At 71.1% G+C, this 26,466-nt stretch carries 23 protein-coding genes; 6 read left to right on the top strand and 17 right to left on the bottom strand.

Going from position 1 to position 26,466, the window contains the following annotated elements; translation table 11 throughout:
* Positions 1-28: 28 nt before the first annotated feature.
* Complete coding sequence (asnB, locus tag AB0K00_RS44445) at positions 29-1,921, bottom strand: asparagine synthase (glutamine-hydrolyzing) (RefSeq protein ID WP_363534633.1); 1,893 nt, start codon at positions 1,919-1,921, stop codon at positions 29-31.
* A gap of 114 nt (positions 1,922-2,035) precedes the next feature.
* Between asnB and AB0K00_RS44440 the strand changes: the two genes are divergently transcribed.
* Together AB0K00_RS44440 and AB0K00_RS44435 are read left to right on the top strand one after the other, a co-directional pair.
* A complete protein-coding gene (locus tag AB0K00_RS44440; RefSeq protein WP_363534630.1) occupies positions 2,036-2,725 on the top strand; it encodes a response regulator transcription factor in 690 nt (229 codons plus the stop codon).
* Complete coding sequence (locus AB0K00_RS44435; protein WP_363534627.1) at positions 2,722-4,389, top strand: ATP-binding protein; 1,668 nt, start codon at positions 2,722-2,724, stop codon at positions 4,387-4,389. The genes AB0K00_RS44440 and AB0K00_RS44435 overlap by 4 nt, the downstream gene beginning before the upstream one ends.
* A 77-nt stretch (positions 4,390-4,466) precedes the next feature.
* On the opposite strand, the gene AB0K00_RS44430 is transcribed toward AB0K00_RS44435, so the two are convergent.
* Genes AB0K00_RS44430 through AB0K00_RS44420 form a run of 3 tightly spaced genes read right to left on the bottom strand, consistent with a single transcriptional unit; the run spans position 4,467 to position 9,137 of the window.
* Entirely contained in the window at positions 4,467-6,260 is a 1,794-nt protein-coding gene (locus AB0K00_RS44430) for an alpha-galactosidase (RefSeq protein WP_363534625.1), read from the bottom strand.
* Between the two features lie 26 nt (positions 6,261-6,286).
* The gene (locus AB0K00_RS44425; protein ID WP_363534622.1) at positions 6,287-7,726 is read right to left on the bottom strand and encodes a glycoside hydrolase family 43 protein; all 1,440 of its coding nucleotides are present in this window, start codon (positions 7,724-7,726) and stop codon (positions 6,287-6,289) included.
* 40 nt (positions 7,727-7,766) lie between these two features.
* Positions 7,767-9,137, bottom strand: a complete 1,371-nt coding sequence (locus tag AB0K00_RS44420) for a family 43 glycosylhydrolase (protein WP_363534619.1) — start codon at positions 9,135-9,137, stop codon at positions 7,767-7,769.
* A gap of 237 nt (positions 9,138-9,374) precedes the next feature.
* Between AB0K00_RS44420 and AB0K00_RS44415 the strand changes: the two genes are divergently transcribed.
* Positions 9,375-9,914 carry an SHOCT domain-containing protein gene (locus AB0K00_RS44415; RefSeq protein ID WP_363534616.1) on the top strand — a complete coding sequence of 180 codons (540 nt, stop codon included), beginning with the start codon at positions 9,375-9,377 and terminating at the stop codon, positions 9,912-9,914.
* Positions 9,915-9,995: 81 nt separating this feature from the next.
* Positions 9,996-11,222 (top strand): hypothetical protein, encoded by a 1,227-nt coding sequence (locus AB0K00_RS44410; protein WP_363534613.1) that lies wholly within the window; start codon positions 9,996-9,998, stop codon positions 11,220-11,222.
* Between the two features lie 110 nt (positions 11,223-11,332).
* On the opposite strand, the gene AB0K00_RS44405 is transcribed toward AB0K00_RS44410, so the two are convergent.
* From AB0K00_RS44405 to AB0K00_RS44390, 4 genes are all read right to left on the bottom strand, one after another.
* Positions 11,333-11,689, bottom strand: a complete 357-nt coding sequence (locus AB0K00_RS44405; RefSeq protein WP_363534610.1) for a tetratricopeptide repeat protein — start codon at positions 11,687-11,689, stop codon at positions 11,333-11,335.
* Positions 11,690-12,561: 872 nt separating this feature from the next.
* Positions 12,562-13,956, bottom strand: coding sequence for a glucose-6-phosphate dehydrogenase (locus AB0K00_RS44400; protein WP_363534607.1), 1,395 nt, complete (start codon positions 13,954-13,956; stop codon positions 12,562-12,564).
* Positions 13,957-13,995: 39 nt separating this feature from the next.
* On the bottom strand, positions 13,996-14,469 hold the full coding sequence (locus tag AB0K00_RS44395) for a hypothetical protein (RefSeq protein ID WP_363534604.1): 474 nt from the start codon (positions 14,467-14,469) through the stop codon (positions 13,996-13,998).
* A 66-nt stretch (positions 14,470-14,535) separates the two neighbouring features.
* The gene (locus AB0K00_RS44390; protein ID WP_363534601.1) at positions 14,536-14,757 is read right to left on the bottom strand and encodes a hypothetical protein; all 222 of its coding nucleotides are present in this window, start codon (positions 14,755-14,757) and stop codon (positions 14,536-14,538) included.
* 350 nt (positions 14,758-15,107) lie between these two features.
* On the opposite strand from AB0K00_RS44390, the gene AB0K00_RS44385 reads away from it, so the two are divergent.
* Positions 15,108-16,229: a lysylphosphatidylglycerol synthase transmembrane domain-containing protein gene (locus AB0K00_RS44385; protein ID WP_363534598.1), complete on the top strand. Its 1,122-nt coding sequence runs from the start codon at positions 15,108-15,110 to the stop codon at positions 16,227-16,229.
* A gap of 2 nt (positions 16,230-16,231) precedes the next feature.
* Here the strand turns inward: AB0K00_RS44385 and AB0K00_RS44380 are convergent, their stop codons facing one another.
* From AB0K00_RS44380 to AB0K00_RS44340, 9 genes are all read right to left on the bottom strand, one after another.
* Complete coding sequence (locus AB0K00_RS44380; protein ID WP_363534595.1) at positions 16,232-17,059, bottom strand: lysophospholipase; 828 nt, start codon at positions 17,057-17,059, stop codon at positions 16,232-16,234.
* Positions 17,060-17,170: 111 nt separating this feature from the next.
* Entirely contained in the window at positions 17,171-17,572 is a 402-nt protein-coding gene (locus AB0K00_RS44375) for a VOC family protein (RefSeq protein WP_363534593.1), read from the bottom strand.
* Positions 17,573-17,614: 42 nt separating this feature from the next.
* Positions 17,615-19,096, bottom strand: coding sequence for an L-arabinose isomerase (gene araA, locus AB0K00_RS44370; RefSeq protein ID WP_363534590.1), 1,482 nt, complete (start codon positions 19,094-19,096; stop codon positions 17,615-17,617).
* On the bottom strand, positions 19,093-19,767 hold the full coding sequence (locus AB0K00_RS44365; protein ID WP_363534587.1) for an L-ribulose-5-phosphate 4-epimerase: 675 nt from the start codon (positions 19,765-19,767) through the stop codon (positions 19,093-19,095). Before AB0K00_RS44365 ends, araA begins: the two co-directional genes overlap by 4 nt.
* Positions 19,764-21,365: a ribulokinase gene (locus AB0K00_RS44360; protein ID WP_363534585.1), complete on the bottom strand. Its 1,602-nt coding sequence runs from the start codon at positions 21,363-21,365 to the stop codon at positions 19,764-19,766. Before AB0K00_RS44360 ends, AB0K00_RS44365 begins: the two co-directional genes overlap by 4 nt.
* Positions 21,362-22,351 carry a galactofuranose ABC transporter, permease protein YjfF gene (gene yjfF / locus AB0K00_RS44355; protein ID WP_363534582.1) on the bottom strand — a complete coding sequence of 330 codons (990 nt, stop codon included), beginning with the start codon at positions 22,349-22,351 and terminating at the stop codon, positions 21,362-21,364. The genes AB0K00_RS44360 and yjfF overlap by 4 nt, the downstream gene beginning before the upstream one ends.
* Positions 22,348-23,388: an ABC transporter permease gene (locus AB0K00_RS44350; protein ID WP_363534579.1), complete on the bottom strand. Its 1,041-nt coding sequence runs from the start codon at positions 23,386-23,388 to the stop codon at positions 22,348-22,350. Before AB0K00_RS44350 ends, yjfF begins: the two co-directional genes overlap by 4 nt.
* Entirely contained in the window at positions 23,388-24,893 is a 1,506-nt protein-coding gene (locus tag AB0K00_RS44345) for a sugar ABC transporter ATP-binding protein (RefSeq protein ID WP_363534576.1), read from the bottom strand. The genes AB0K00_RS44350 and AB0K00_RS44345 overlap by 1 nt, the downstream gene beginning before the upstream one ends.
* An 11-nt stretch (positions 24,894-24,904) precedes the next feature.
* A complete protein-coding gene (locus AB0K00_RS44340) occupies positions 24,905-25,849 on the bottom strand; it encodes an ABC transporter substrate-binding protein (RefSeq protein WP_363534776.1) in 945 nt (314 codons plus the stop codon).
* A 370-nt stretch (positions 25,850-26,219) separates the two neighbouring features.
* Between AB0K00_RS44340 and AB0K00_RS44335 the strand changes: the two genes are divergently transcribed.
* Positions 26,220-26,466: hypothetical protein (locus AB0K00_RS44335; RefSeq protein ID WP_363534573.1), on the top strand; the 247-nt coding region annotated here is incomplete at its 3' end.

Raw genomic sequence — 26,466 nt, 5'->3', positions numbered from 1 at the left:
TCCACACCTACTCTTTGTAGTATCGGTCTTACTCTGAGTGTTCCCCCTGGGAACGGGAAATCACCTGGGAGCGAGCACGTCGTGGGCGTGGGGTGTTCTGCTGGGCGTACCAAAGGCAGAACATCAGCACGGTCCAGATCTTGCGCGAATGGTCGGCGTCGCCGCGCCGGTGCGCGGCGAGCAGGCGCTGGGCGTGGCCGAGGTCCAGCAGGTGGTCCACGCCGGCGTCGGCGAACACGTCACCGGCCCAGACACCGACGTCGCCGCGCAGCCAGACCCTGGTCGGGGTGGGGAAGCCGAGCTTGCGCCGGTCGACGACCGCGTCCGGCACGATGCCGCGCATCGCCTCGCGGAGGGCGAACTTCGTGGTCCTGGCCAGCTTCAGCGACGTCGGCAGCGCCGCCGCGGCGGCGTAGACGGCCCGGTCCAGGAACGGCACCCGCAGCTCCAGGGAGTGCGCCATCGACATCCGGTCGGCCTTGGTGAGGATGTCGCCGGGCAGCCAGGTGTGCAGGTCGACGTACTGCATGGTGGCGACGTCGTCGAGGTCGGCCGCCGCCTCGTACAGCGGGGCCGTGACCGTCGTGTGCGGGTCGGCCGGGCCACGCATGAGGCGGGCCTTCTCCGCGGGGCCGAAGATGCGGGCGTTGCCGTAGTAGCGCTCGTCGATCGGCGTGGTGGCCCGTTCGAGGAAGCTCTTGCCGCGCACCCCCTCCGGCAGCACCGCCGACACGGCCCGCAGCCCCCGGCGCAGCGGCGCGGGCAGCGCGGCGACCCCGGCAAGCGCGGCCGGCTCGCGGTAGATCTCATACCCGGCGAACAGCTCGTCCGCGCCCTCCCCGGACAGCACCACGGTGACGTCGCGGGCGGCGGTGCGGGCCAGGAAGTACAGCGGCACGACCGCCGGGTCGGCGACGGGGTCGTCGAGGTGCCACACGATGCGCGGCAGCGCCGCGATCACGTCGGCGTCGCGCACCAGGGTCGCGGTCAGCTCCACGCCGAGGGCCGCCGCGGTCTGCGACGCGGCCTCGATCTCGCTGTAGCGCTCGTCGTCGAAGCCCACCGTGAACGTGCGGATCCCCGGGTGCTTCTCCCGGGCGAGGGCCACGACGGCGGTCGAGTCGATGCCGCTGGACAGGAACGCGCCGAGCGGCACCTCGGACTGCAGGTGGGCGTGGACGCTGTCGCGCAGCGCGTCGCGCACGGCGGCGATCGCGTCCTGCGCGGGCCGCGCCGACGGCCGCAGCGAGTGCCGGAAGTATGCCTCGATCCGGACCGGCGTCCCTGGCGTCACCGGTGTCCAGGTCAGGGCGTGCCCGGCGGCGAGCCGGCGCACCGCCGGGTGCAGGGTCGCCGGCTCCGGCACGTACTGCAGCGTCAGGTAGTGCGACAGCGCCGCCGTGTCGACCCGGGTCGCGGCGCCCGCGAACGGCAGCAGCGCCTTCTTCTCGCTGGCCAGGTACAGCCCGTCCGGGGTCTGCAGGTGGTAGAGCGGTTTGATGCCGAACGGGTCGCGGATCGCGTGCACGGTGCCGGTGGCCCGGTCCCGCAGGACGGCGGCGAACATGCCGCGCAGCCGGCGCACGGCCGACGGCCCCCAGTGGTGGAACGCCGCGGCGAGCGTCTCCGCCTCCCCCTCGGTGGCGAAGACGGCGCCGTGGTCGCGGACCAGCTCGGCCCGCAGCTGCCGGTAGTTGTACAACTCGCCGTTGAACACCACGGTCCAGGTGCCCCACGACACCGGCTGGTGACTGTGCGCGACATCGACGATGGCGAGACGCTGGAACCCGAACGCGGCGCCGCTGTCCAGGTGCAGCGAGGTCTCGTCGGGCCCGCGGTGGCGCAGGAGCTCCAGCGCTGCGGCGAGGTCGTCCACCGCAACCGTGCCGTCCGTGCTCACGAACACCAGGAATCCACACATGTCGGTGAAGGTAGGGAGCCGGTCGTTGGGAACTGATGAAGAACCATCGGCCGGATCGAAACCCGGCCGGGGTTTCGCAGGTTCTTCACACTCTGCGCGCGACAATGATCGGCGATGAGCGCACGGATCCTGGTCGCCGACGACGACCCGAAGCAGGCCGAGCTGATCCGGCTGTACCTGGAGCGGGACGGCCACAGCGTGCTGACCGTGCCCAACGGCCGGCTGGCGCTGGAGCAGTGCCGGTCCCGCCGGCCCGACCTGCTCGTCCTGGACGTGATGATGCCGCTGGTCGACGGCCTGGACGTGTGCCGGATCATCCGCGCCGAGTCGACCGTGGCCATCCTGCTGGTCACGGCCCGCTCCACCGAGGACGACCTGCTGCTCGGCCTGGACCTGGGCGCCGACGACTACATGACGAAGCCGGTGAGCCCGCGGGAGCTGGCGGCGCGGGTGCGGGCGCTGCTGCGCCGCTCCGGCATCGGCAGCCCCGGCCACCAGCAGGTGCTGCGCGTCGGGGACCTGGCGGTGGACGCCGGCCGCTTCGAGGTCCGCGTCGACGGCGCGGTGGTCGTGCTCACCGCGAAGGAGTTCGGCATCCTGGAGCTGCTGGCGGGCGAGCCGGGCCGGGTGTTCACCCGCGGCGAGATCATCAACCGGGTCTTCGGGTTCGAGCGCGACGTCTCGGAGCGCACCGTCGACGCGCACGTGGTCAACCTGCGCAAGAAGATCGAGTCCGACCCGGCCGAACCGCGCTACGTGCAGACGGTGTACGGCCGCGGCTACCGGCTGAACGAGGCCGCATGAGCTTCAGATTTCGGGTCTTCGGGTTGGTGCTGCTGATCGCCGTCACCGCGGTCGGGCTGACCGCGTGGCTGAGCGTGCGGCTCGCCGCCGCGCAGTTCGCCGAGGCCCAGCAGACCGCGACCCGCAACGAGCTCAGCACCGTGGAGACCTTCCGCGCCTACGCGTTGCGGCACGGCACCTGGGCCGGCATCGACAAGGTGGTGCAACGGCTGTCGAACGCCAACCAGCAGCGGATCCGCTTGACGAACCTCTACGGCCAGGTGACCGTCGACAGCGACCACCTGGCCAACCGGGCCGCCCGCGCGGTGATCAGCTCGCCGGCGCTGATCGACCCGCGCCCGACGCTCGTCTTCCCGCCGGCCGACCTGGCCGCCGCCCGGGCATCTGCGGACCTCGAGGCGAAACTCGGCTACAAGCTGGAGGCGGCGACGATGCAGAACATCGTCGAGTTCCGGCAGACGGTGCTGTTCGCCCGTTGCCTCACCGACCAGTTCACCACGCCACCGGCGCTCGTCACCAACCAGTACGGCATCCCGGTCGGCAACGGCAAGTCCGAGGATCTCGGCTGCGGCCAGCAGGTCCGGGAGGCCGCCGCCGTGGACGCGGAGGGCGACGCGTCGTATGTCGTCGGCTGCCGGGGTGAGAAGGACACCGCGGCGTGCCTGACGAAGGCGTTCGGCGAACGGGTCGCCACCTTCGCGCCCGAGCCGCTGCAGCTGTACCTCGGTGCCGTCGCGGACGACGCGGCGACCCTCATCCGCCGGCCGGGCCTGATCGCCGGCGGCGGCGTGCTGGTCCTGGTCATCCTGGGCACGGCGATCATCGCCCGGCACGTGAGCCGGCCGGTGCGCGACCTCACCGCCGCGTCGCGGAGCCTCGCCGGCGGCGACCTCGACGCGCGGGTGAAGTCCGTCGGGCGGGACGAGCTCGGGCAGCTGTCGGAGTCGTTCAACCGGATGGCGTCGGCGGTGCAGGCCGCGGAGCAGGCGCAGCGCCGGCTGGTCGCCAGCGTCGCCCATGAGCTGCGCACGCCGCTGTCGAACCTGCTCGGCTACCTGGAGGCGCTGCAGGACGGGCTGGTCGCGCCGAGCCGGGAGCTGTTCGGCTCGCTGCACGACGAGGCCGTCCTGCAGCGGCGCATCCTCGACGACCTGCAGGACCTGACCCTCGCCGAGGCGGGGCATCTCACGTACCGCCGCAGCGACTTCGACCTCGCCGACCTCGTCGACACGGCAAGGGTCGCGCACCTGGCCGTCGCCGAGGCCGCCGGCGTCCGGCTGACCGCGGAGACCGCCGGCCCGCTGCCCGTGCACGCCGACCACGACCGGCTCCGTCAGGTGCTCGGCAACCTCATCGGCAACGCCATCCGGTACACCGACCCCGGCGGTCACGTGACCCTGCGCGCGTTCCCCGACGCGGACCGGTTCACGGTCGAGGTCCGCGACACCGGCTGCGGCATCGCCCCCGCCGACCTGCCGTTCGTCTTCCAGCGCTTCTGGCGCGCCGACCCGGCCCGCGACCGCGCCACCGGCGGCAGCGGGCTCGGTCTCACCATCGCCCGGCAGATCGTCCGCGACCACGGCGGCGACCTGGCCGTGGACAGCGTCCTGGGCGAGGGGGCCACGTTCCGGTTCACGCTGGGCCGCGGCGCCGCCCCGGGGTGACCGCACGACCACCCTGGGTCCCGGTGCTGGGCCGCGGCGCCGCCCCGGGGTGACCGCGCGGCCACCCCGGGTCCCGGTCAGGCCGCGGCGCGCCGCCACTGCTGGTTGGCGCCCGCGCCGCAGGTCCACTGCACGAGCTGGGCACCGTCGCTCGTGGCCGCGTTGAACACGTCCAGGCACTTGCCGCTGTGCCGGGCAACGAGCTGGACGTAGCCGGAGCCGGCGTCCTGCAGCCGCCACTGCTGGTTCGTGCCGGTGTGGCAGGTCCACTGCACGACCTTCACGCCGTCGCCGGTGGCGCTCACCCCGCCGTTGACGTCGAGGCACTTGCCGCTGGCGGCGCCCACCACCTGGTAGTAGCCACCGCCGACGTCGCGGAACTGCCAGCGCTGGTTCGCCTGGCCGTTCGCCGCCCACTGCACGACGTTGGCGCCGTCGGTGGTCGCGCCGTCGAACACGTCGGCCAGCTTGCCGCTGTGCCGGGCGGTCAGGGTGTACGCCGGTGTCGTCGGCACCGTGGTCTGCGGCGCCACCCGGAGCAGCGCCGCGCCATGCGCCGGGATCGACCGTGCCAGGGTCCCGGTGACGGTGCCGAGGCTCGCACCCGACCACAGGTCGGTGACGGTGGCCGAGCCGATGCCGAGGTCGGCCAGGTTGACCGAGACGGTTGCGGCGGCGGACTCCCGGTTGAACAGCGCGACGTACCGGTGGTCGCTCCCGGGCACGTCCGCGGCCCAGACCTGCCGGGTCCCGCCGGTCAGCTGCCGGTTGTTCGTGCTGTTCTGGTCGACGGCGAGCACCGCGGCGTTGGTCATGAGCGCCAGCTCGGCCGCGCGGTTCTCGGTGAGGTTGCCGCCCCACATGAGCGGGGCCCGGTTGATCGACCACAGCGTCATCAGGGTGCGTTGCTCATCCGCGGTGAGGCCGGAGTAGCGCGGTGACCCGACCGGTCCCTGCTTGGCGAGCCGGCCGATCGGGATCATGTCGGGGTCGGGCCACGCCCCGATGGACCGGAACGGGGTCCAGTCCCGCAGCTTGTCGAACAGGGCGTCGAGGGAGCCCCAGTTGTCCCACAGGTCGTTGACGATCCGCCACAGGTGCGCGTTGGCCGCCACGTGCGCGCCGCTGGCCAGGGGCGTCGGCCCTGGGGACAGGCTCAGCACCATCGGCCGGCCGCTGTGCTCGATCGCCAGCCGGTACCCTTCCACCTCGGCCTGCCGGTAGGTCGGGGCGGCGATGTCGTCGACCTTGACGTAGTCGACGCCCCAGCTCGCGTAGAGCCGGAACAGCGAGTCGAGGTACGCCTGGGCGCCCGGGTGGCTCATGTCCAGGCCCCAGTTGAGGTTCAGCCAGGACGCGGTGGTGGTGTTGTCGATCTGGTTCGCGGTGTAGCCGGTGCCGAGAATCGGCAGGTTGTCGGCGACGGCCTGGCGCGGGATGCCCCGCATCAGGTGCACGCCGAACTTCAGCCCGGCGGCGTGCAGGTAGTCCGCGAGCGGCTTGAACCCGTTGCCGCCGGCGGCGGACGGGAACCGCACGGTGTCCGGCAGCGGCCGCCCGTTGCCGTCCAGCCGCAGCCGCGGCTGCAGGTTGGCGTCCTGGTTCGGGCTGCCGGTGCCGCTGCCCGGGTAGTACCAGGCCCAGTCGACGACGATGTACTGCCACCCGTACTGGCGCAGGTTGTCGCGCATGTAGTCCGCGTTCGCCTTCACCTGCGCCTCGGTGACGTTCCAGTTGTAAGAGTCGTAGCTGTTCCAGCCCATCGGCGGGGTGGTCGCGACGCCGTTGTTCCACGCCTGCGCCGGTTCCGGTGCCGACGCGGCGACCGCGAGCGCGTTCACCAGCAGGACGAGCACCGCGGCCGCTCTCATGTCCCGCAACGTTCTCAGGGCCCGCATCACGACGCTCCGGTCACGCGGAACGTGGCGTCGCCGCGCGCCTGGGCGGTGCCGATCGTCTCCAGTTTCAGCAGGTAGTTGGAGTGCCTGAGGTAGCGGTCTGGGTAGTTGTACGACTGGAACGACGACCACGACGCGTCCGCCAGCCCGGCGACCTGCCGGAAGGTGGCATCACCGGCGAACGTCGACGTGCCGTCGTTGGCGGCCAGGACGAAGTCGAACGCATAGTGCCGCAGGAAGTACCCGGGGAAGTTCACCGACTCGAACGACACGTACCCCGACGCGTTGGCCAGCCCCGGCACGATCCGGAACTGCGCGTCCTGCGCTGGGCTCACCGAAGCGTCGATGCGCACGTCGAAGTTCGCGTGCCGCACGTACCGGTCCTGGTAGTTGTAGGGCTGGATGCGGCTGGCGGCCGCGGTGGTGCCCCACTTCGCCAGGACCCGGGTCTCCTCGGCGGCGGTCAGGTTGAGGATCGAGCCGTGCCGCTTGCGGTCGGTGCCGAGGCTGTAGTCGGTGCGGGTGCGGAAGTTCTGCGTGCTGCCCAGGTTCGTCGAGCTGACCGGCATGTAGCCGCGGCCGGTGGCGTACTGGTCGAGCCACAGGTTCCACTCGTTGCGACCGTTGAACTGCGCCCACATCGGGCCCTCGACCACGTTGCCCCCGGTGGCGCCGTTGGAGATGCCCAGGTGCGACAGGTTGCCGATGGTGGTCCAGGCGCCGAGGATCGCGTTGCCGCCCTCGATGGTGATCTGGCCGTCGGCGGAGGCCCGGTAATACCGGTAACCGCCGACGCTGCCGGGCACCTCGACGATCTGCGTGTCGATGACGCCCTGCCCGCTGCCGCGCTCCAGATACAGCTGCGGCGCGGTGAACGTGCGGAAGTCGCTGGTGCGCACGGCGAAGATCCGGTGCTTGGTCACGCCGTTGCGGGCCGAGTTCGTCGCCCAGTACACGACGTAGTCGTTGGTGGCCGGGTTCCAGATCGCCTCGGGCGCCCACGCGTCACCGGCGCCGGAGATGCCGCCCGCGACGTTGATCAGCCACGGCGCGGACCAGGCCACCAGGTCACGGGACTCCCACACGACGAGCGAGGTGCTGCCCCGGCTGGACGCGTCACCCCACGACGTACCGGAGGCGATGCGCAGGTCGGTCGCGATGATCCAGTACCGGTCGCCGGCGGGCGAACGGACGATCGCCGGGTCGCGCACGCCGCGGGTGCCCACCGTGGACAGCAGCACCGGACCGCTGCTGTTCAGGTCGTTCCAGTGCAGGCCGTCCTTGCTGTGCGCGAGGTAGATCTGCTCACCATTGGCGGTCTCGCCGGTGAAGTGCACCATCAGGTACCCGGTGAACGGGTCGAGCGCGTTGGCCTTCCCCGGTGCGGTGGCCGACCAGGACGCGAAGATCAGGCAGGCGAGCGCGAGGAACGTGCCCATCCGTTTCAGCATGTGTGGGTCTCGCTTTCAGGCGGGGATTTCAGAGCGTGGGCACGACGGGTTGGATGGTGCCGTCGGCGTTGAACTGCATCCGGTCGATGGCGGTCTCCCGGTTGGTGCCGTTGCCGGCGGGCACGGCGAAGCGGTGGTAGGCGATGTACCAGACGTCGGTGCTGGGCGCCCGCACGACCGAGTGGTGCCCGGTCCCCCGGATCCCCTGATCCAGACGTTTGCTCAGCACGACCCCGCGGTTGGTCCACGGCCCCTGCGGCGACGGCCCGGTGGCGTACGCGACGCGGTAGTCCTCGCTGCGGGTGTCGTTCTCGGACCACATGAAGTAGTAGGTGCCGTTGCGCTTGAACACGAACGGCGCCTCGTTGTAGCCGGCCGGCGTGATCGTGCGGACCTGCGCCGGGTCGAACGAGATCATGTCGGCGTTCAGCGGGACCGTGCGGGCGACGCCCTGCCCCCAGTACAGGTAGGACCGGCCGTCGTCGTCGGTGAACACCGCCGGGTCGATGACCTGCCCGCCCGGGAACTGCCCGCCGGACACCAGGGGGCGGCCCAGTGCGTCGCGGAACGGTCCGGTCGGCGAGGCGGAGACCGCGACACCGAGCTGCTTGGTGGTGTTGCCGGTGGCGAGTCCGCCGCTGAAGTACAGGTAGTACCGGCCGCCCGCGGTCGCGACGGCAGGCGCCCAGGCGGAGTTGTCCGCCCACGACACGTCCGGCGCGAGGTCGAGGATCACGCCGTGGTCGGTCCAGGTGACCAGGTCGGTGGAGGAGAACGCCTTGTAGTAGGTGCCGCTCCAGCCCGCGTACCCGTCGGTGGTCGGGTACAGGTAGTAGCGGCCGCCGAAGCTGGCGAGCTGCGGGTCCGCGAACAGCCCCGGGATCACCGGGTTGCGGGCGGTCTTCGGCGCCCACGGGGCGACGACCCGGAACGAGCTGTCCGCGTTCGCCGCGATCGGGTCCAGCCACAGCGCGAAGTCCCGGTGCCGGATCCGTCGCGCCGGATAGTTGTAGGAGACGAGCGACACCGAGCCGGCCCGGTCGCCGTCGGCGGCGCAGAAGGTGGCGTCCGCGCGGAAGCTCGGGTCACCGGTGTTGGCGTCGACCCGCAGCCGGAAGTCCCGGTGCCGCAGGAACAGGCCGCTCTTCGTCTGGAACGAGTAGCAGCCCGGCGACGCGAGGCCGTTGACGACGGTGAGGGTGGCGTCCGCCTTCGTCTGGGCGGTGCTCGCGGCGGTGACCGGGTCGATGCGGCCGAGGAGGTCGAGGTGCCGGACATACCGGCCGGGATAGTTGACGGACTCCAGCGACACCGCCCCGGTCGGCACGGTCGCGGCGGCGGCCGGCGCGCCGGTGAGCGCCACGAGGACGCCCGCGGCTGTGACGGACAGTACCGTCATCGCGGCTATCCGCATCTGTCCTGCTCGATGTTAGCGCTCACAAGTCTCTCCTGCGGGCGGCGGTCTGAATGTTTCTGGGGTATGACGAAGTGTTGACGTCCATGACTGTGATGTCAAGAAGTCCATCGATGCCGATCGCGCCGCGATCGCTGTGATCGCTCACAGCGAGTGGCGCCGGTCGCAACACCGACACCGCCGGAAGGACCGCCGGCCCGAAATGATCATTACAGTGCAGCCATGTTCGACAACCGCCGGATCCGCAAGCACGGCCTCACCGCACAGGCGCTGGTGTTGTCCGCGAAGGAACACTCCACGTTCAGCTCCAACGAGAAACCCCGGTACGACTTCGTGCTGGAGGTCCGGCCGCAGGATCGAGCCCCGTTCCAGGCGCACGTCCGGCAGGCGTTCTACATCGCCGAGCGCAAGCCCGTCGAGGCGGACGTCGTCCAGGTGAAGTACGAGGCGTCCACCCTGAAGGTCATCTTCGACCTGGAAGGCGACCCGCGCTTCGACCTCGAGGCGATGAACCGCCGCACCAACCAGCTCAACTGGGAGACCAATCGCCTGCGCGAGACCAACGCAGCCGCGGCCCAGTCCTTCGCCGCAGCTCAGCCTCCCGCCACGGCCCAGCCTTTCGCCGCGGCCCAGCCTTTCGCTGCGGGTCAGCCGCAGGACCGGGTCGAGGCGCTGCAACGCCTGGCCGCCCTGCACGCCAGCGGCGCCATCTCCGACGCCGAGTTCGCGGCCCTGAAGGCGGAGCTACTGAAGGGCCTGTGACCGGCGCGAGCAAGCGATCTGCGCTGGTCCCGCCCAGATAGCCGACACGGGGGCAGCCGACCCGGTGACATGATCGCCGGCGTGCTGGTCGACAACGCGTCACGGTGGTTGGTCCTGGCGTTCGCTTCGGCGCACATCCTGGGCCTGCTCACCCACCACCCCGTGCCATGGTCGGCGACCCTCACCGCAGCATCACTGCTCGTGGTCGCCATCGCCGACACGGTACGTGCAGCAACTGGCACCCTGCGCAGCCTCGCCCTGCTGTCCGGGCTGACGGCCGTGGCCGGACTGGTCGCCGAGGTCGAGTACCGCGGCGGCGGCCTGGGCTGGCCGTTCTTCCTCACCGAGGCCCCCGTTGCCCTTGGCCAGGCACGTCTCGAGGCGGCACTGCTCACGGCCGCGGTCCTCGGCCTGTCGGCGGCCGCACTGCTGCCCGAGCACGGCACCGAGGAGCGGCTCCACGCGCTGCGCGTGCGGCTCGAGACGCGCCTGCGTACCTGGTACGCGGACCGCCGTACCCGGGTGCTCGACCTGCTGGAACCCCCGCCCGCCCCCGACCCTGCCACCGGCCCTGTCACGCTCGACCTCGGCCTCCTGACCCCACACCCGCCCGCCCAGCACCCGCCCTCCGCGAGGCCGTACGGGCCGCGGCCGGACGGGCGCAGGCTGGACGGACGCAGGCTGGACGGGCGCAGGCCGCGTCGCGGCTCGGACTGGTGGCGCCCGCGCCTGGCGGCGGCCGGCACCGTCGCGGTCACCGCGCTGGTCGCGGCGGTAGCAACCAGGCCGATGTGGCAGGCGGACCGCTACGGCCAGCTCCCAGTCACGGAGTCCCGCGACCTCGCCGGCCTGCTCCTCGCCACGGCCCCGGTCCTGCTGGCGGTGGTGGCCGGCACCGTCACTGCCTGCCAGAACCTGCGCAGCTCACGCCGGGGCACGGCACTCGCGGCCGCCGCGCTCGTCGCACTCGCCGTGCCGGTCGTCTGGGCCCGCGGCGGCGAGTTCCGCTTCAGCCCCGAACCACCAACCACCCAGGTGCTCCACGTCTCAACGCTCCACCTGACCGACTATCGCCCGGACCGCGAGCCACCGTGGTTGCCGCCGCCGCTGGTACACCCGCCGCCGCCGCTCCAGATCGCGGCGGACGCAGATGTGCCCGCAGGGTGGGTCGACGACAGCTGGTGGAGCGACCCGTTCGACTGGGACGAGGTCGGCGACGGCGCCCTGACCGGACTCGCCCTCGTCACGTTCCTCGCCCTCACCATCGCCCTGCTCCCACCACCACCCCGCCCAGCCCTGCTCCGTTGACCAGCGCTGCTCCGCTGAACCGCCCTGCCCGCCCGGACCGCCCAGCCCGGACCGCCCAGCCCGGACCGCCCAGCCCAGACCGCCGCGTCGAACGGCGTCGGCGGGATGGGTCAGCAGGCGCCTTCCACCCGACGGACGGCGTCGGCATAGTCGGGGACAGTGGCCATCGCCGAAGCCAGCCGCAGGAACGGCAGCGCCTCGCGAGGCTTGTTCTGCCGCTCCAAAGTGCGCCCCAGCAAGTGGTGGGCGTAATGGTCGGTCGGGTCACGGTCCACGAGCGCACGCAGATGCGTCTCGGCACGGTGCAGCTGCGCCGAGGCGAAGTACGCACGGGCCAGCCACAGCCGCACCTCCGCGTTCGCCGGCTCCTCGTCCAGGACAGCGCAGAGGATCTTCGCGGCCTCGATCGGGTCGCCGGCGTCGAAGTAGAGGACTCCCCTGCGGTACTCAGCCATGACGTCGTTCATGAACGGATGTAACGGCGCACACCGCCCCCGCATTCCACCCGCCCTGCCCCACCCCCGCGAAACACTGACCACTCACCGTCCGGCGGCCCACGACCGATCGCCACGCCTGATCCGCGAAGCCGGTCTTCAAGGCCCGACGACACGCCCGGTCGGCCCGCCCGACCGACACAGGAAAAGCTCCGCGCCCGACGCTCCGGATGCGTTCCGGGGGACGCCTGCCGACTGCCCCGCGAGTTACGCCCAGCAGGTGCGGTCCCATGTCCATGCCGCCGGCTCTCCCGCGCCGCAGCAAGCGCAGGCACAGGGTCACGCGCAGGCACAGTGGCGGGCGCGGGCGCAGGGGCAGGGGCGGGCGCAGGAGCGGGCGAAGGACGAACTGACGCGGGTGCCGTAGCCTGCGGCTCGGGTGCGGGTGCCGGCAGGGGTGCGGGACGAACTGGCGCGGGTGCCGGGTCCTCAGGCACTGGCGGGCGAGCGGCGACCGCTGGCCGGCGCGCAGGAGTGCCGTGCGCGGGGTGGGCCGGGGTTGGCGCGGCAGCGTCCAGCTCCGCCAACAACCGAGCGTTCCGCAACCGCGTCAGCTTCGTCGCATGACGCGCCGCCAACCCGTACGCCCGAGCCTCCGCGAACTCCGCCCGAACCCGCAACCTCTCCTCACGCCGCCGCACACACGCAGCCCGCTGCGCAGCAAAACGCGCATCCCAATCAATCGAACCCGACAACCCCGAAGACCCGGAATCCGGTGCATCCAAAGAAAAATACGGCCGTGGCATGCGCCGCCTCCCCCCGGTAGGCGCTACCCCACCATTCTCGAACCCGCACACCCCCACGTCCAGCGCCATCACGCCACGTGAGCGGAACCACACGGCATGTCAGGGAACAAGCGAGGAGGGCCAGCCGGCGGGGCCGTTGCTGCCTGCGGTGTAGGTGTGCAGGGGTACGCGGTCCGCGCGCCACGTGTCCAGGACCGGCTGGATGATGTGCCAGCACTGCACGGCGGTGTCGCCGCGCACCGACAGGGTCGGGTCGCCGGTGAGGACGCCGTCGAGGACCTCGCCGTAGGGCAGGAGGGCGCCTGCGCCGAAGTCGGCCTGCAAGGTGACGGGGTCGAGCCGGGCCGGGTCGCCGGGGCCGTTGAGGTTGAGGTCCAGTTGCAGGCGGTCGGGGTGCAGGCCGATGCGGAGCCGGTCGGGCCGGTCGTGGCCGGTGAAGCCGGCCGGCACCTTCGGTGGCGGTGCGAACGTGACCACGACCTCCTTGCGTGGCCGGCCCAGTGCCTTGCCGGAGCGCAGCACAAACGGCACGCCGGCCCACCGCCACGTGTCGACCGTGAAGGCGACCTCGGCGAGGGTCTCGGTGCTGCTGCCGGCCGCGATGCCGGGTTCGTCGCGGTACCCGGGGAGCTGCCGCGAGCCCACGGTGCCGGCGGTGTACTGGGCCCGGCGGGTGAACCGCACCGGGTCGTCCTGCCAGACCCTGGTCGCGCGCAGCACCAGTGCCTTCTGGTCGCGCAGGTCATCGGCGGTCAGCGCGGCCGGTGGCTCCATCGTGAGCAGGGCGAGTACCTGCAGCAGGTGGCTCTGCACCATGTCGACCAAGGCGCCCGCGTGGTCGTAGTAGCCGGACCGGCCCTCCAGCCCCAGGTCCTCGTCGAAGACGATCTCGACCTGCTGGACGTGGGCGTTGCTGAGCAGGGGTTCGACGATACGGTTGGCGAACCGCAGGCCGAGGATGTTCAGTACCGTCGACATGCCGAGGAAATGGTCCACCCGGAAGATCTGCCGCTCGGGGACGATCCTGGTCAGCAGCCCGTTGAGGTCGGCGGCGGCGGCCGCGTCGGTGCCGAACGGCTTCTCCAGCACCAGGCGGGTGCCCTCCGGCACGTCGATGCCGGTCAGTGCCTGGCAGGCCCGCACGGTCACCGCCGGCGGCAGGGCGAAGTACAGCACCGGGGTGCCGTCGCAGTCGCGCAGCAGGCGGGTGAGGTCGGCGGGGTCGGTGACGTCGGCCTTGCGGTATCGCGACGAGTGGACCACGTCCGTGGCGGCGCCGTCGGCGAACGCGGCGGTGACGTGCTCGCGCCACTGGCTGTCGGTCCAGTCGTCGGTGCCGCAGCCGACCAGTGTGAGGCCGGCGCCTCCGCCGTGGGCCAGCAGCCCGGCCAGGCCGGGGAGCAGCAGCCGGGTGGTCAGGTCACCGCCGGCCCCGAGGATGAGCAGCGTCGGCGGGCGGCCGGTGCCGGCGGGTGTAGCCGGTGCGAGGGTCATGCCTGCGGTATGCCCCAAGCGTCCGGCTCGTATGCGACGTCACTTGCTCAGCACGCAGTAGATGGGTTCGTCCGGCGTGGACAGGTAGTACTCGAGGTCGTCGAAGCCGGTCCAGTCGCGTTCCGCGTGGGCGGCGAAGACCTCCTCGCCGTGCTGCGGGGTCGTGAAGCGCACTTCCTGGTCGGTGTCGTCGGACTCCGGCTGGATCTGCCACCGGAACTCGCCGTTGACCTTGTTCTCCACCAGGTCACCGGCGTCGTTGCGCACGCTGTCGACCGGCAGGTCGGTGACGGTCGCCGTGCCGTCCGCGCGGATGCTCACCGTGCCGCCGCAGTCGCTGGACCAGTCACCGATCAGGTCCTGTTCGGTGAACGTGTGCCGCTGCCCGCCGAAGATCTCGTCGAAGATCAGGTTCGGCAGGTTGCAGCAGCCACAGCCGAGCAGCAGCGGCAGGACGAGCAAGGCGACGGCGACCCTGACCAACGGAGCACGCGTACGGGAGAACACAGCCATGATCATGAGGGTCGATCCGGGTTTCCGGAAGCCGCCCGCGTGGTCGCCTGCGTCACGCCGTCCGGGTCAGCCCGGCGGCAGTTGCGCCGCCCGGACGAGCACCTGCACGGGGCCGACCTCGGTCCCGTCGCGGCGCAGCCGCACCCCGCGCACCGGCAGCCACGGCTCGCCGTCGAACGCGATCGCACCGGAGCGGTCCACCGCCTCGACCCGCAGCCGCAGCGGTCCCGCACCGTACCGGTAGTCGCGTTCGTCGAGCACCACGACCGCCGCGTCCGCCGTCGTCATGGCCGCACCGCCGACGAGGCACCGGCATCGAGTTGTATCACTTGCATGAACGGAGCCTAACCTCCTGCAATGCGGCCCGGCAGCAGCTAAAACGATTCCGATCAGCGCCGCTCGGTCACCGCGTCGTCGCGGGTCGTGGCCGGGCCGGGCGGTATCGGCGCGCCGAACCGCCGCCGAGCCGACCGCTCGCCGCTGATCGGCCACACACCGCCCCGCCGTTCGGTGCCGAACGGCGACAAGAGGCCGCCAGGAGGCGCCGGCGACCGCCGCCAGAAGGCGCCGGCGACCGCCGCCGGAAGGCGTCAGGGGGCGCGGACAGCCGAGGTCACGCCGTTTGGGAAGATCAGACGATGTCGTGGCCGCCGTCCGAGTCGCCGTCGCCGGACACCGCGGCACCCGGCACCTGGCGGAGCCGGTGGCTGCGGCTGCTGCTCGTGGTCGTCGCGGTGCTGGTCCTGGCGGCGATCGGGCTGCGCGGGCGGCTGCCGGACCCGCACGAGCTGCTCTCCGCCCTGGCCGGCGCCGAGGCCGGCTGGGTCGGTCTCGCCATCTTGCTGCAGGTCGGGTCGATCGCCGCGTTCGCCGGTCAGCAGCACTACCTGTTCGCGGTCCTCGGCGCCCGGATGCGCCGCCGCCGCGTGCTGGCGATCACCCTGGCCCGGACCGCCATCTCGATCTCGGTGCCGGCCGGCGCCGCGGTCTCGACGGGGTATGCGATCCGGGAGTACGAGCGGGCCGGCGCACCCAAGGAGCTCGGCGCGGTCACCGCGATCGTGTCCGGCCTGGCGTCGATCGGCGGCCTGGCTCTCATCTACGCCGGCGGCGGCGCGGCGCTGCTCGCGTACGGCAGCACCACGACCGAGCTGACCTGGCGTCCCCTGGTGGTCGTGGCGGCCGTCATCGGGTTGACCGCCGCCGCGGTCTTCGTCGGCCGCCGGTTGTTCGACGGGGCGCCCACCGATCAGGCCGGTCCACGCCCACCCGTCCGGCAGGGGCGTCTGCGCCGGTACGTGCAGCGCCTGCTCGTCTCGGCCCGGGACGCGTGGCGGGCCGGCGCGGGGCTGCGCGGGCGGGACTGGTGGGCGGTCGTCGGCTACGCGGCCCTGAACTGGATGACGGACCTGGGCTGCCTGGCGGCGTGCACGCACGCGCTGGGGCTGCCGGTGGACCTGCCCGCCCTCGCCGGCATCTACCTGGGTGTCCAGATCGTGCGGCAGGTGCCGCTGTCGCCCGGCGGCATCGGCGTGATCGAGACCGCCCTGGTCGCCGGCCTGACCGCCTCGGGCGCGACGGCGATCACCGCAGCCGCGGCGGTGCTGCTCTACCGGCTGCTGTCGTGCTGGCTGCTGATCCCGCTCGGCGGGGCCGCCGCGATCTTCCTGCGCCGCCCCGGAAACACACCCGCACCTGCACCGGCACCGGCGCCCGCACCGGACAAGAGCGCGAACCCGGACGCCGGCACCGTGGTGTGAGCTCAGTGAATCTTGAACCAGGCGATCAGGTCGTCGAGGACGCGGTCGCGCTCGGGTTCGTTGAAGACCTCGTGGTGCAGCCCGTCGTAGATGTGCAGGGTGAGGTCCTGGGACCCGGCGGTGTCGGCGATGAGGCGGCTGCTCGCCGGGTCGACGAGCCGGTCCTCCGCACCGTGCAGCACCAGCGTCGGCAGCGTCAGTGACGGCAGGCGGCGCTGGAACATCGCCATCGTGGTGAGCATGGCACCGCCGACGCCGGCGGGGACCTTGCCGTGGTAGACGAGGGGGTCGGCGTCGTAGGCGGCGACGACGGCCGGGTCCTTGGAGATGAAGTTCGAGTCGAGGGCCTGCACGGGAGTGGCGGGCACGATGCGGCCGAGGACCTTGGCGACGGCGATCGCCGGCTTGCCGATGCCGGAGCCGGGCACGACCGGGGTGCCGGACAGCGCGAGGGCCCGCAGCGACGCCTGGTGCTCCAGGGCGTAGGCAAGCGCGATCATGGCGCCCATGCTGTGGCCGAGCAGGAATGGGACCTGGCCGGGGTGACGGGTCGCGACCTCGCCGAAGAGCAGGTGCAGATCGGCGGTGTACTCATCGATGCTGCGCACATACATCCGCTTGCCGCCGGAGCGGCCGTGGCCGCGGTGGTCGGGTGCGTAGACGGCCAGGCCGAGCTCGCCGAGGCGGGCCACGACGTGGTCATAGCGCCGGGCGTGCTCCCCCATGCCGTGGGAGAGCACGACGACACCCTCGACACTCGACGGCGTCCAGGCGTCGTAGACGATGCGGACGCCGCCGCCACCGGTGAGGCTGTGCTCCTCGCGCTGCATGGCTGCATCGTCCGCCCTGAACGAGCGTGAAGCAAGCACGCACCAGCGGCGCTGGGCACAGCAAATGCAAGCTGTCCCTGCGCCGCCCGCAAGAAACGGCGCAGGGACAGGTCAGGACGCGGCGCGCCCAGCTGCGCGTTCAGTGGCGCTGCGCTCCACGCAGAACTCGTTGCCCTCGGGGTCGGCCATGGTGACCCAGCCGGTGCCGTCCTCCTTGCGGAAGTCGCCGACGATGGTGGCGCCCAGGCCGAGGATCCGCTGGACCTCCGCGTCCCGGCCGGCGTCGGTGGGCTGCAGGTCGAGGTGGATGCGGTTCTTGCCGGCCTTGCCTTCCGGCACCTGGATGAACAGCATCCCGGCCGAGCCGTCCGGGGCCTCCAGAGCGGCCTCGGTGTGCTCGGGCAGGTTCGGGTCGTCAGGGTTCTCGCGGAACCCGGTGACGGCGGCCCAGAACAGCGACAGGTCGTAGCACTTCGCGCAGTCGACGGTGATGTGCCTGATTCGTACAGTCATGCACCCACCTCACCAGTTCCGCAAACGGAACGCACGCCGATTTTAGAAGCCACGGGCCAGGCGATGGTACGCCTGGTTCCAGCGAACCTCCTTGGTGAACTGCCGCACCGTGGTGTCGCCGTCGATCACCAGCAGTTCGGTGCCCGTCATCTCCGCGAGGTCCTGAAGCTCCTCGGTACCGACGGCGAACGACAACACCGTGTGGTGCGGTCCGCCTGCGGTGAGCCACGACTCGGCCGACGTGGACAGGTCGGGCCGGGGCTTCCACACCGCGCGCGCGACCGGGAGCTTGGGCAGCGGCGCGGTCGGGGCGACCACGTCGATCTCGTTGGCCACGAGCCGGAACCGCTCCCCCAGGTCGGCCAGGCCGAGCACCACCGCGGGGCCGGGGGTGGCGTCGAAGACGAGCCGGACCGGGTCCTCGCGGCCGCCGATGCCGAGAGGGTGGATCTCGCACGACGGGGTGTCCAGCGCGATGCTCGGGCACACCTCCAGCATGTGTGCGCCGAGGATGACCTCGCTGCCCGGGGTCAGGTCGTAGGTGTAGTCCTCCATGAACGAGGTGCCACCGCCGGGCGCCATCGCCTTCAGCGTGCGCACGAGGACGGAGGTCTTCCAGTCGCCCTCGCCGCCGAAGCCGTAGCCGTCGGCCATGAGCCGCTGCACCGCCAGGCCCGGCAGCTGCCGCAGCCCGCCGAGGTCCTCGAAGTTCGTGGTGAACGCCTTGAACCCGCCGGCGGTCAGGAACGCGCGCAGGCCCAGCTCGATGCGGGCCGCGTAGCGCAGCGAGCCCGCCCGGTCGGCTTTCAGGGCATCGGCGACCCGGTAGGTGTCGTGGTACTCCTTGACCAGGTTGTCCACGTCGGCGTCCAGCGTCGCGTCGACGGCCTCGACCAGATCGTTGACGCCGTAGGTGTTGACGGAGACGCCGAAGCGCAGCTGCGCCTCGACCTTGTCGCCCTCGGTGACGGCGACGTCGCGCATGTTGTCGCCGAAACGGGCCAGGCGCAGCGACCGCATCTCCGTGTACCCGGCCGCCGCCCGCGCCCACGCACCGATGCGCGCCGTGACCCGGGGGTCGGTGACGTGCCCGGCGATGGTCTTGCGGGCCACCCCGAGCCGGGACTGGATGTAGCCGAACTCGCGGTCGCCGTGCGCGGCCTGGTTCAGGTTCATGAAGTCCATGTCGATGTCCGCCCACGGCAGCGCCACGTTCGCCTGCGTGTGCAGGTGCAGCAGCGGCGTGCGCAGCGCGTCCAGCCCGGAGATCCACATCTTGGCCGGGGAGAACGTGTGCATCCACGCGACCACGCCCACGACCTGCGCGTCGGCGTTGGCCGCGAGGCAGGTCTTCAGAATGTCACCGGCGCTGGTCAGCACCGGCTTCCACACCACCCGCACCGCGATGTCCGGCGACTCGTCGAGGGTCGCCGCGATCTGCCTCGACTGGGCCGCGACCTGGTCGAGCGTCTCGGGGCCGTACAACCCCTGGCTGCCGGTCAGGAACCAGACCTCGTGCGTCATGATGTGCTCCTCTGCCCGCCCTGGGGCTGGCCGTAGACGTTCTGGTAGCGGTCGTGCAGCGACGCGACGGCCTGCTCCGGCAGCCGGTCGACGGTCCCGAGCTGCCGGGCGTAGTGCATGGTCCTGGCGACGTCCTCGCACATCACCGCCGCTTTCACCGCCGCCTTCGCGGTGGCGCCGATGGTGAACGGGCCGTGCTGCAGCATCAGCACCGCCGGCGACGGGTGCCCGGTCAGCGTCTCGACGATGCCGCGGCCGATCGCGTCGGAGCCGATGAGGGCGAACGGCCCGATCGGGATGTCACCGCCGAACTCGTCGGCCATCGCGGTGAGCGAGCACGGGATCGGCTCGCCGCGCGCGGCCCACGCCGTCGCGTACGGGCTGTGCGTGTGCACGACCCCGCCGACGTGCGGCATGTGCCGGTACACGTACGCGTGCGCCTCGGTGTCGCTCGACGGTGCGTGCTCCCCCTCGACGAGCTTGCCGTCCAGGTCGCAGATCACCATCGCGTCGGGGGTGAGGTCGTCGTAGCTGACCCCGGACGGCTTGATGACGAGGAGGTCCTCGCCGGGTACGCGAGCCGACACGTTGCCGGAGGTCCAGGTGACCAGGCCCCAGCGGATCAGCTCCCGGTGCAGTTCGCACACCTCGGCCCTGATTGCGGAGATCACCGGGCCACCTCCTCGCGCAGCTCCCGGAGGCGGTGCAGGACCTGGTTGCCTTCGGGCCGGCCGAAGTAGTCGTGCAGCTGCCGGTACTCGGCGTAGAGCCGGTCGTAGACATCCGCGGCGGCCTCGTCGGGCGTGTAGACGGCCCGCTTGACCTTGCCCATCGCGGCCGCGGCGGCGCGCACGTCCGGGTATTCGCCGGCGGCGACCGCGGCGTGGATCGCCGAGCCCAGCGCCGGGCCCTGCTCGGAGTCGATGACGCTGATCGGGCGGCGCAGCACGTCGCTGTAGACCTGCATCAGGAACGCGTTCTTGAGCAGCCCGCCCGCGGCGATGAACTCGGTCACCGGCACGCCGGCGGCCTCGAGGGTCTCCACGATCGTTCGGGTGCCGTAGGCGGTCGCCTCGATCAGCGCCCGGTACTGGTCCTCCGGCCGGGTCGCCAGGGTCTGCCCGACGATGACGCCGGACAGGTGGTGGTCGACCAGCACCGAGCGGTTGCCGTTGTGCCAGTCCAGCGCGACCAGGCCGTGCTGGCCGGGGCGCTGCGCGGCGGCCGCGGCGGTGAGCTCGTCGTGCTCCGCGGAGGCGAAGGAGGCGAACCAGCCGAAGATGTCGCCGACGCCGGACTGGCCGGCCTCGTAGCCGTACAGGCCCGGGACGATCCCGTCGGCGACGACGCCGCACATGCCGGGCACGTCGGCGAGGGCGGCGCCGCTCATCACGTGGCACGTGGAGGTGCCCATGATGGCGACCAGCTGCCCCGCCTCGACGGCCTGCGCGGCGGGGGCGGTGACGTGGGCGTCGACGTTGCCGACCGCGACCGCGATCCCCTCGGGCAGCCCGGTCCAGGCGGCGGCCTCGGCGGTAAGCCGGCCGGCGAGCCCGCCGAGCGGCGACAGCGGGCCGTCGACCTTGTCCACGAACGTGCCGAAGCCCGGGTGCAGCGCCTCGAAGTAGTCCCGGGACGGGTAGCCGCCGTCCTGGTAGGCGCCCTTGTACCCGGCGGTGCACGCGTTGCGGGTCTCCACCCCGGTCAGCTGCCACACGATCCAGTCGGCGGCCTCGATGAAGCGGTCGGCCCGCGCGTACACCTCCGGGTCCTCCTCGAGGACCTGCAGCGCCTTCGCGAGCTGCCACTCCGCCGACAGCTTCCCGCCGTAGCGGGCCAGCCACGGCTCGCCCCGCTCCTGCGCGAGCCGGTTGATCCGGTCCGCCTGGCGCTGCGCGGCGTGGTGCTTCCACAGCTTCGGGTAGGCGTGCGGTCGGTCCGGCAGGAGGTCGCCGAGGGGCGTACCGTCGGCGAGCACCGGCAGGAACGTGCACGCCGTGAAGTCCGTGGCGATGCCGACCACCTGGGTCGCGTCGATGCCTTCCAACGCCTTGGGCACCGCGTGCCGCAGCACGTCCACCCAATCGGTGGGCATCTGCAGCGCCCAGTGCGGTGGCAGGGCCTCGCCGGTGGCCGGCAGGGTCCGCTCGACCGCGCCGTGCCGGTACTCGTGGACGGCGGTGCCCACCTCGGCCCCGTCGGCCACCCGGACCACGACGGCCCGGCCGGACAGGGTGCCGAAGTCGACTCCGACTACGTATCTCGTCATGTTGTTCTCCGCGCCACGGCCCGCTGCAGCACGATGAACGCGAACAGCAACGCACCGATGACGATCTTGGTCCACCACGAGCTGAGGGTGCCCTCGAACGTGATGATGGTCTGGATGAGGCCGAGCACGAGGACTCCGAGCACGGTGCCGAACAGGAAGCCCGAGCCGCCGGTGAGGACGGTCCCGCCGATGACGACGGCCGCGATCGCGTCGAGTTCCATGCCGAGGGCGTGCAGCCCGTAGCCGGAGGAGGTGTAGAACGTCAGGAGGACCCCGCCGAGCGCGGAGCACAGCCCGCTGATGGTGTAGACGGCGATCTTCGTGCGCCCGACGGGCAGGCCCATGAGCATCGCCGACTGCTGGTTGCCGCCGAGGGCGTAGATGTTGCGGCCGAGCCTGGTGTACGCCAGGACGTACGCCCCGATGAGCACCACGACGAGTGCGATGACGACGCTCCACGAGATGTGGAACCCGCCGAAGCGGATCTTGTAGTCCGCCAGGGACGTCCAGAGCGCGTTGTCGATCCGGATCGCCTCGGTACTGATGACGTAGCACAGCCCGCGGGCCAGGAACATGCCGGCGAGCGTGGCGATGAACGGCTGGATGTCGAAGAAGTGGATGATGCAGCCCATCGCCAGGCCGATCAGGGCGCCGACGAGCAGCACCACCGGCAGCACCGCGACCGGTGACCAGCCGGCCCGCACCAGCGACGCGAAGATCATCGTGGTGAGCGCGACGACCGCACCGACCGACAGGTCGATGCCACCGGTCAGGATCACGAACGTCATGCCGACGCCGACGACGAGCAGGAAGCCGTTGTCGATGAAGACGTTGAGGATGATCTGGGTATCGTTGAACCCGGTGTACCGCACGATGCCGGCGACGTACATGGCGCACAGCAGTGCCAGGGTCGCCAGCACCGGGATGTGCCGCTGCTGCGGCCTGCGGAACACCCGCTTGCTGAGCACCGCGAAGTCGGTCGTCATGCCGTCACCTCCACCTTCTGCGGCGCCTGCGGGGCGGGCGCGGACGGCCGGCGGCGCTGGAACTTCTCGCGGAACTTCGGCGCCTGCGCCAGGCACAGGACAACCACGACGACCGCCTTGAACAGCAGCGTCACCTCGGGCGGGATGCCGACGGTGTAGATGGTGATGTCGAGGGTCTTGATGATGACCGCGCCGAGGACGGTGCCCGCGATCGAGAACCGGCCGCCGGACAGCGACGTGCCGCCGATGACGACGGCGAGGATCGCGTCGAGCTCGATGAGCAGGCCGGCGTTGTTGCCGTCGGCGCTGGACACGTTGGAGCTGATCATCAGCCCGGCGATGCCGGCGCAGAGCCCGGCGAACACGTAGACGATGAGGATCAGCCAGCGCGACTTGATCCCGGCGAGCCGGGACGCCTCGGCGTTGCCGCCGACCGACTCCAGCAGCAGGCCGAGGGCCGAGCGGCGCACGATCAGGGCGGCGATCACGGCGACGCCGACCGCGATGATGACGCACAGCGGCAGGCCGAGCCAGTAGCCGGCGCCGATCATCTTGTACGGGCTGCTGTTGATCGTGATGATCTGCCCGTCGGTGATGAGCTGGGCGAGGCCCCGGCCGGCGACCATGAGGATCAGCGTGGCGATGATCGGCTGGATGCCGACGGTGGCGACGAGGAACCCGTTCCAGACGCCGAGCGCGAGGGACAGCAGCAGCGCGAGCCCGACGGCGAGCAGGACGCCGGCGACGCTGTTCTGGTCGTCCAGGCCGCTGATGCGCAGGCACGCCAGGGCCCCGGCGATCGCGACGACGGCGCCCACGGACAGGTCGATGCCCCCCGTGGCGATGACCAGGGTCATGCCGAGCGCGACGAGGCCGAGCGGCGCGCTGGCGCGCAGGATGTCGATGACGCTGCCGTACAGGTGACCGTCGCGGAACTCGACCTTGAAGAAGCCGCCGGAGAAGAACACGTTGGTGACGAGCAGCACCACGAGGATCGCCGCCGGCCAGAACAGCCTGTGCTTGGTGATCGCCGCCATCAGGTGCCGCTCGCAATCGTCTCGGTGAGGCGGTCCAGGTCGACCGCGTCGGTGTTCTCCAACTGGGTGACGAGGCGCCGGTCGCGCAGGACGCCGATGCGGTGGCTCAGGCGCAGCACCTCTTCCAGCTCGGCGGAGATGAACAGCACCGCCATGCCCCCGTCGGAGAGCTCGACGACCAGGCGCTGGATCTCGGCCTTGGCGCCGATGTCGATGCCGCGGGTCGGTTCGTCGAGGATGAGCAGCCGCGGCTCGGTGATGAGCCACCTGGCGAGCAGGACCTTCTGCTGGTTGCCGCCGCTGAGGTTGCGCACCGGCAGCTCGGGGTCCTTCGGGTTGATGTTGAGCGCGTCGATGTACTTCTGGACGAGCTCGTCCTGGCGCCGCCGGGGCAGCGGGCGGGTCCAGCCGCGGGCGGCCTGCAGGGCCAGGATGATGTTCTCCCGGACCGACAGCTCCTCGACGAGGCCTTCGGTCTTGCGGTTCTCGGAGCAGTAGGCGATGTCGTGGGCCATGGCGGTGCGCGGCCCGTGCAGCGTGACGGGCTTGCCGTCGATCTCCAGCCGGCCGCTGTCGGCGCGGTCGGCGCCGAAGAACAGCCGGGCGAGCTCGGTGCGGCCGGAGCCGAGCAGGCCGGCGAGGCCGACGACCTCGCCCTGGTGGATGGTGAGGTTGAACGGCTCGACGGCGCCGGAGCGCCCGAGGTCGTGTGCCTGGGCCACGGCGCTCGCGGTGGTGAAGGACCGCTTGCCGGCGTCCTCGAGCCGCTCCAGCAGTGCCAGCTCCTTGCCGATCATGAGGCTGACCAGCTGCAGCTGGCTGATGTCGGCGACGAGGTGCTCGCCGACGAGCCTGCCGTTGCGCAGGATCGTCATCCGGTCGCAGATCTCGTAGATCTGGTCGAGGAAGTGCGAGACGAACACGATCGCGATGCCCTGCGCCTTGAGCTGCCGCATGATCCGGAACAGCTGAGCGACCTCAGTGGCGTCGAGGCTGGAGGTCGGCTCGTCCAGGACGAGGACCTTCGCGTCGACGTCGATGGCGCGGGCGATCGCGACGAGTTGCTGGACGGCGAGGGAGTAGGTCGACAGCTGTGCGGTGACGTCGAGGTCGAGCTCCAGGCGCTGGAGCAGATCCGTGGCCCGGCGCCGCATGACGCCCCACTGGATCCGGCCGAAGCGGGTCGGCTCCCGGCCGATGAAGATGTTCTCCGCGACGGACAGGTTCGCGCAGAGATTGACCTCCTGATACACGGTGCTGATCCCGGCCTCGGTGGCCTGCTGCGGTCCGGCGAACCGCACCGGCGCGCCGTCCAGCGCGATCTCACCTTCGTCGATGTCGTAGACGCCGGTCAGCACCTTGATCAGCGTCGACTTCCCGGCGCCGTTCTCGCCCATGAGGGCGTGGATTTCCCCTTGGTACAGGCGGAAATCCACACCCTCAAGAGCCTTGACGCCGGGGAACTGCTTGCTGATGCCGCTCATGCTCAGCAGTGCGGTCCCCATGTTTGCGCCTCTCAGTATTTGCGGTCCGGGAGCGCGGCCTTGGCCTGCTCCGGGGTGAACGCGGACTCCTCGGTCAGCACGCGCTGCGGGATCGTTTCACCCTTGAGAACCTTCTTGGCCAGGTCCATCAGCTGAGGGCCAAGCAACGGGCTGCACTCGACGATGTAGCTGATCTTGCCGGCGGCGAGGGCGGTCATGCCGTCCTTGACCGCGTCGACCGTGATGATCTTGATGTCGACGCCAGGCTTCTTGCCGGCCGCCTCGATCGCCTCGATCGCGCCGAGACCCATGTCGTCGTTGTGCGCGTAGAGCACGTCGATCTTCGGGTTGGCCTTCAGGAAGGCCTCCATGACCTCCTTGCCCTTGGCGCGGGTGAAGTCACCGGTCTGCGAGGCGATGACCTTGAACTTCGGGTCGGCCTTGATGACGTCGGCGAAGCCGGACTTGCGGTCGTTGGCGGGCGCCGAACCGGTGGTGCCCTGCAGCTCGACGATGTTCACCGTGTCGGTCTTGCCGGTGTACTCCTTGACCAGCCACTCGCCGGCCTTCTTGCCCTCGAGGACGAAGTCGGAGCCGATGAAGGTCTTGTAGAGCGTGGTGTCCTTCGAGTCGACCGCGCGGTCGGTCAGGATCACCGGGATCTTGGCGTCCTTGGCCTCCTTGAGCACGGTGTCCCAGCCCGACTCGACGACCGGCGAGAAGGCGATGATGTCCACCTTCTGCGCGATGTAGCTGCGGATCGCCTTGATCTGGTTTTCCTGCTTCTGCTGCGCGTCGGAGAACTTCAGCTCGATCCCGGCGGCGGTGGCGGCCTCCTGGATCGACTTGGTGTTGGCCGTGCGCCAACCGCTCTCCGCGCCGACCTGCGCGAAGCCCATCGTGATCTTGCCGTCGTCCTTCGTGCCGCTACCGGCATCGTCGCTCTCGCCGCCGCACGCGCTGAGCGTGCCGACCATCAACAGGCCGCCGAGCACGGCTGCGGACCACTTCTTCAGCACTACGCCTTCTCCTCACGGGGTGTCTGGTGCAGTTCGAGTGAACGTTCACATTCAAGGGCGGACCGCTCCACCGCCGGGGTGTGTGGCGATGGAGGTACCTCGCACCGGCCTCGGTTACATTGGCCGTCGCGGTTGTATGTCGAGAGTGTTAGCGTTCTCATCCCCGGCGTCAAGTCTGTGACGTCGATTCGTGACCGGAGGTGCTCGTTGGCCCACCCCGCGCGCTCCGGGCGGGACCGCGGAGCCTCCGCTCGCGCCGCCTCCACTGCCGCTGCACCAACCGAACGTGCTGCCACGTCTACGGAACGTAGCGCCTTTCCCGCGCACGATGGTGCCGCTTCGACGGACCGCGACGGCGCGCCTCCCGAACGTGATGCCCCGGATCGGCGGCCGTTGCCCCCGGACCTCCACCGGCGGTCCCCGGACATCGGCGGCTCCCCGCCTTCGCCACCTGCGCCGCCGGTACGGCCTACGCCGGCGCCGCGGCGCGTGGGGGCGCCGGGACGGCGACTTCTTCGGCGACGGCGTCTTCGAAGGAACCCTGAACGCCTGGGGCTGCACGGTCCGCACGACGA

The organism is Dactylosporangium sp. NPDC049525 (assembly GCF_040676755.1).
In the GTDB taxonomy this organism is placed as follows: domain Bacteria; phylum Actinomycetota; class Actinomycetes; order Mycobacteriales; family Micromonosporaceae; genus Dactylosporangium.
This window is presented reverse-complemented; position numbering and strand designations above follow the sequence as displayed.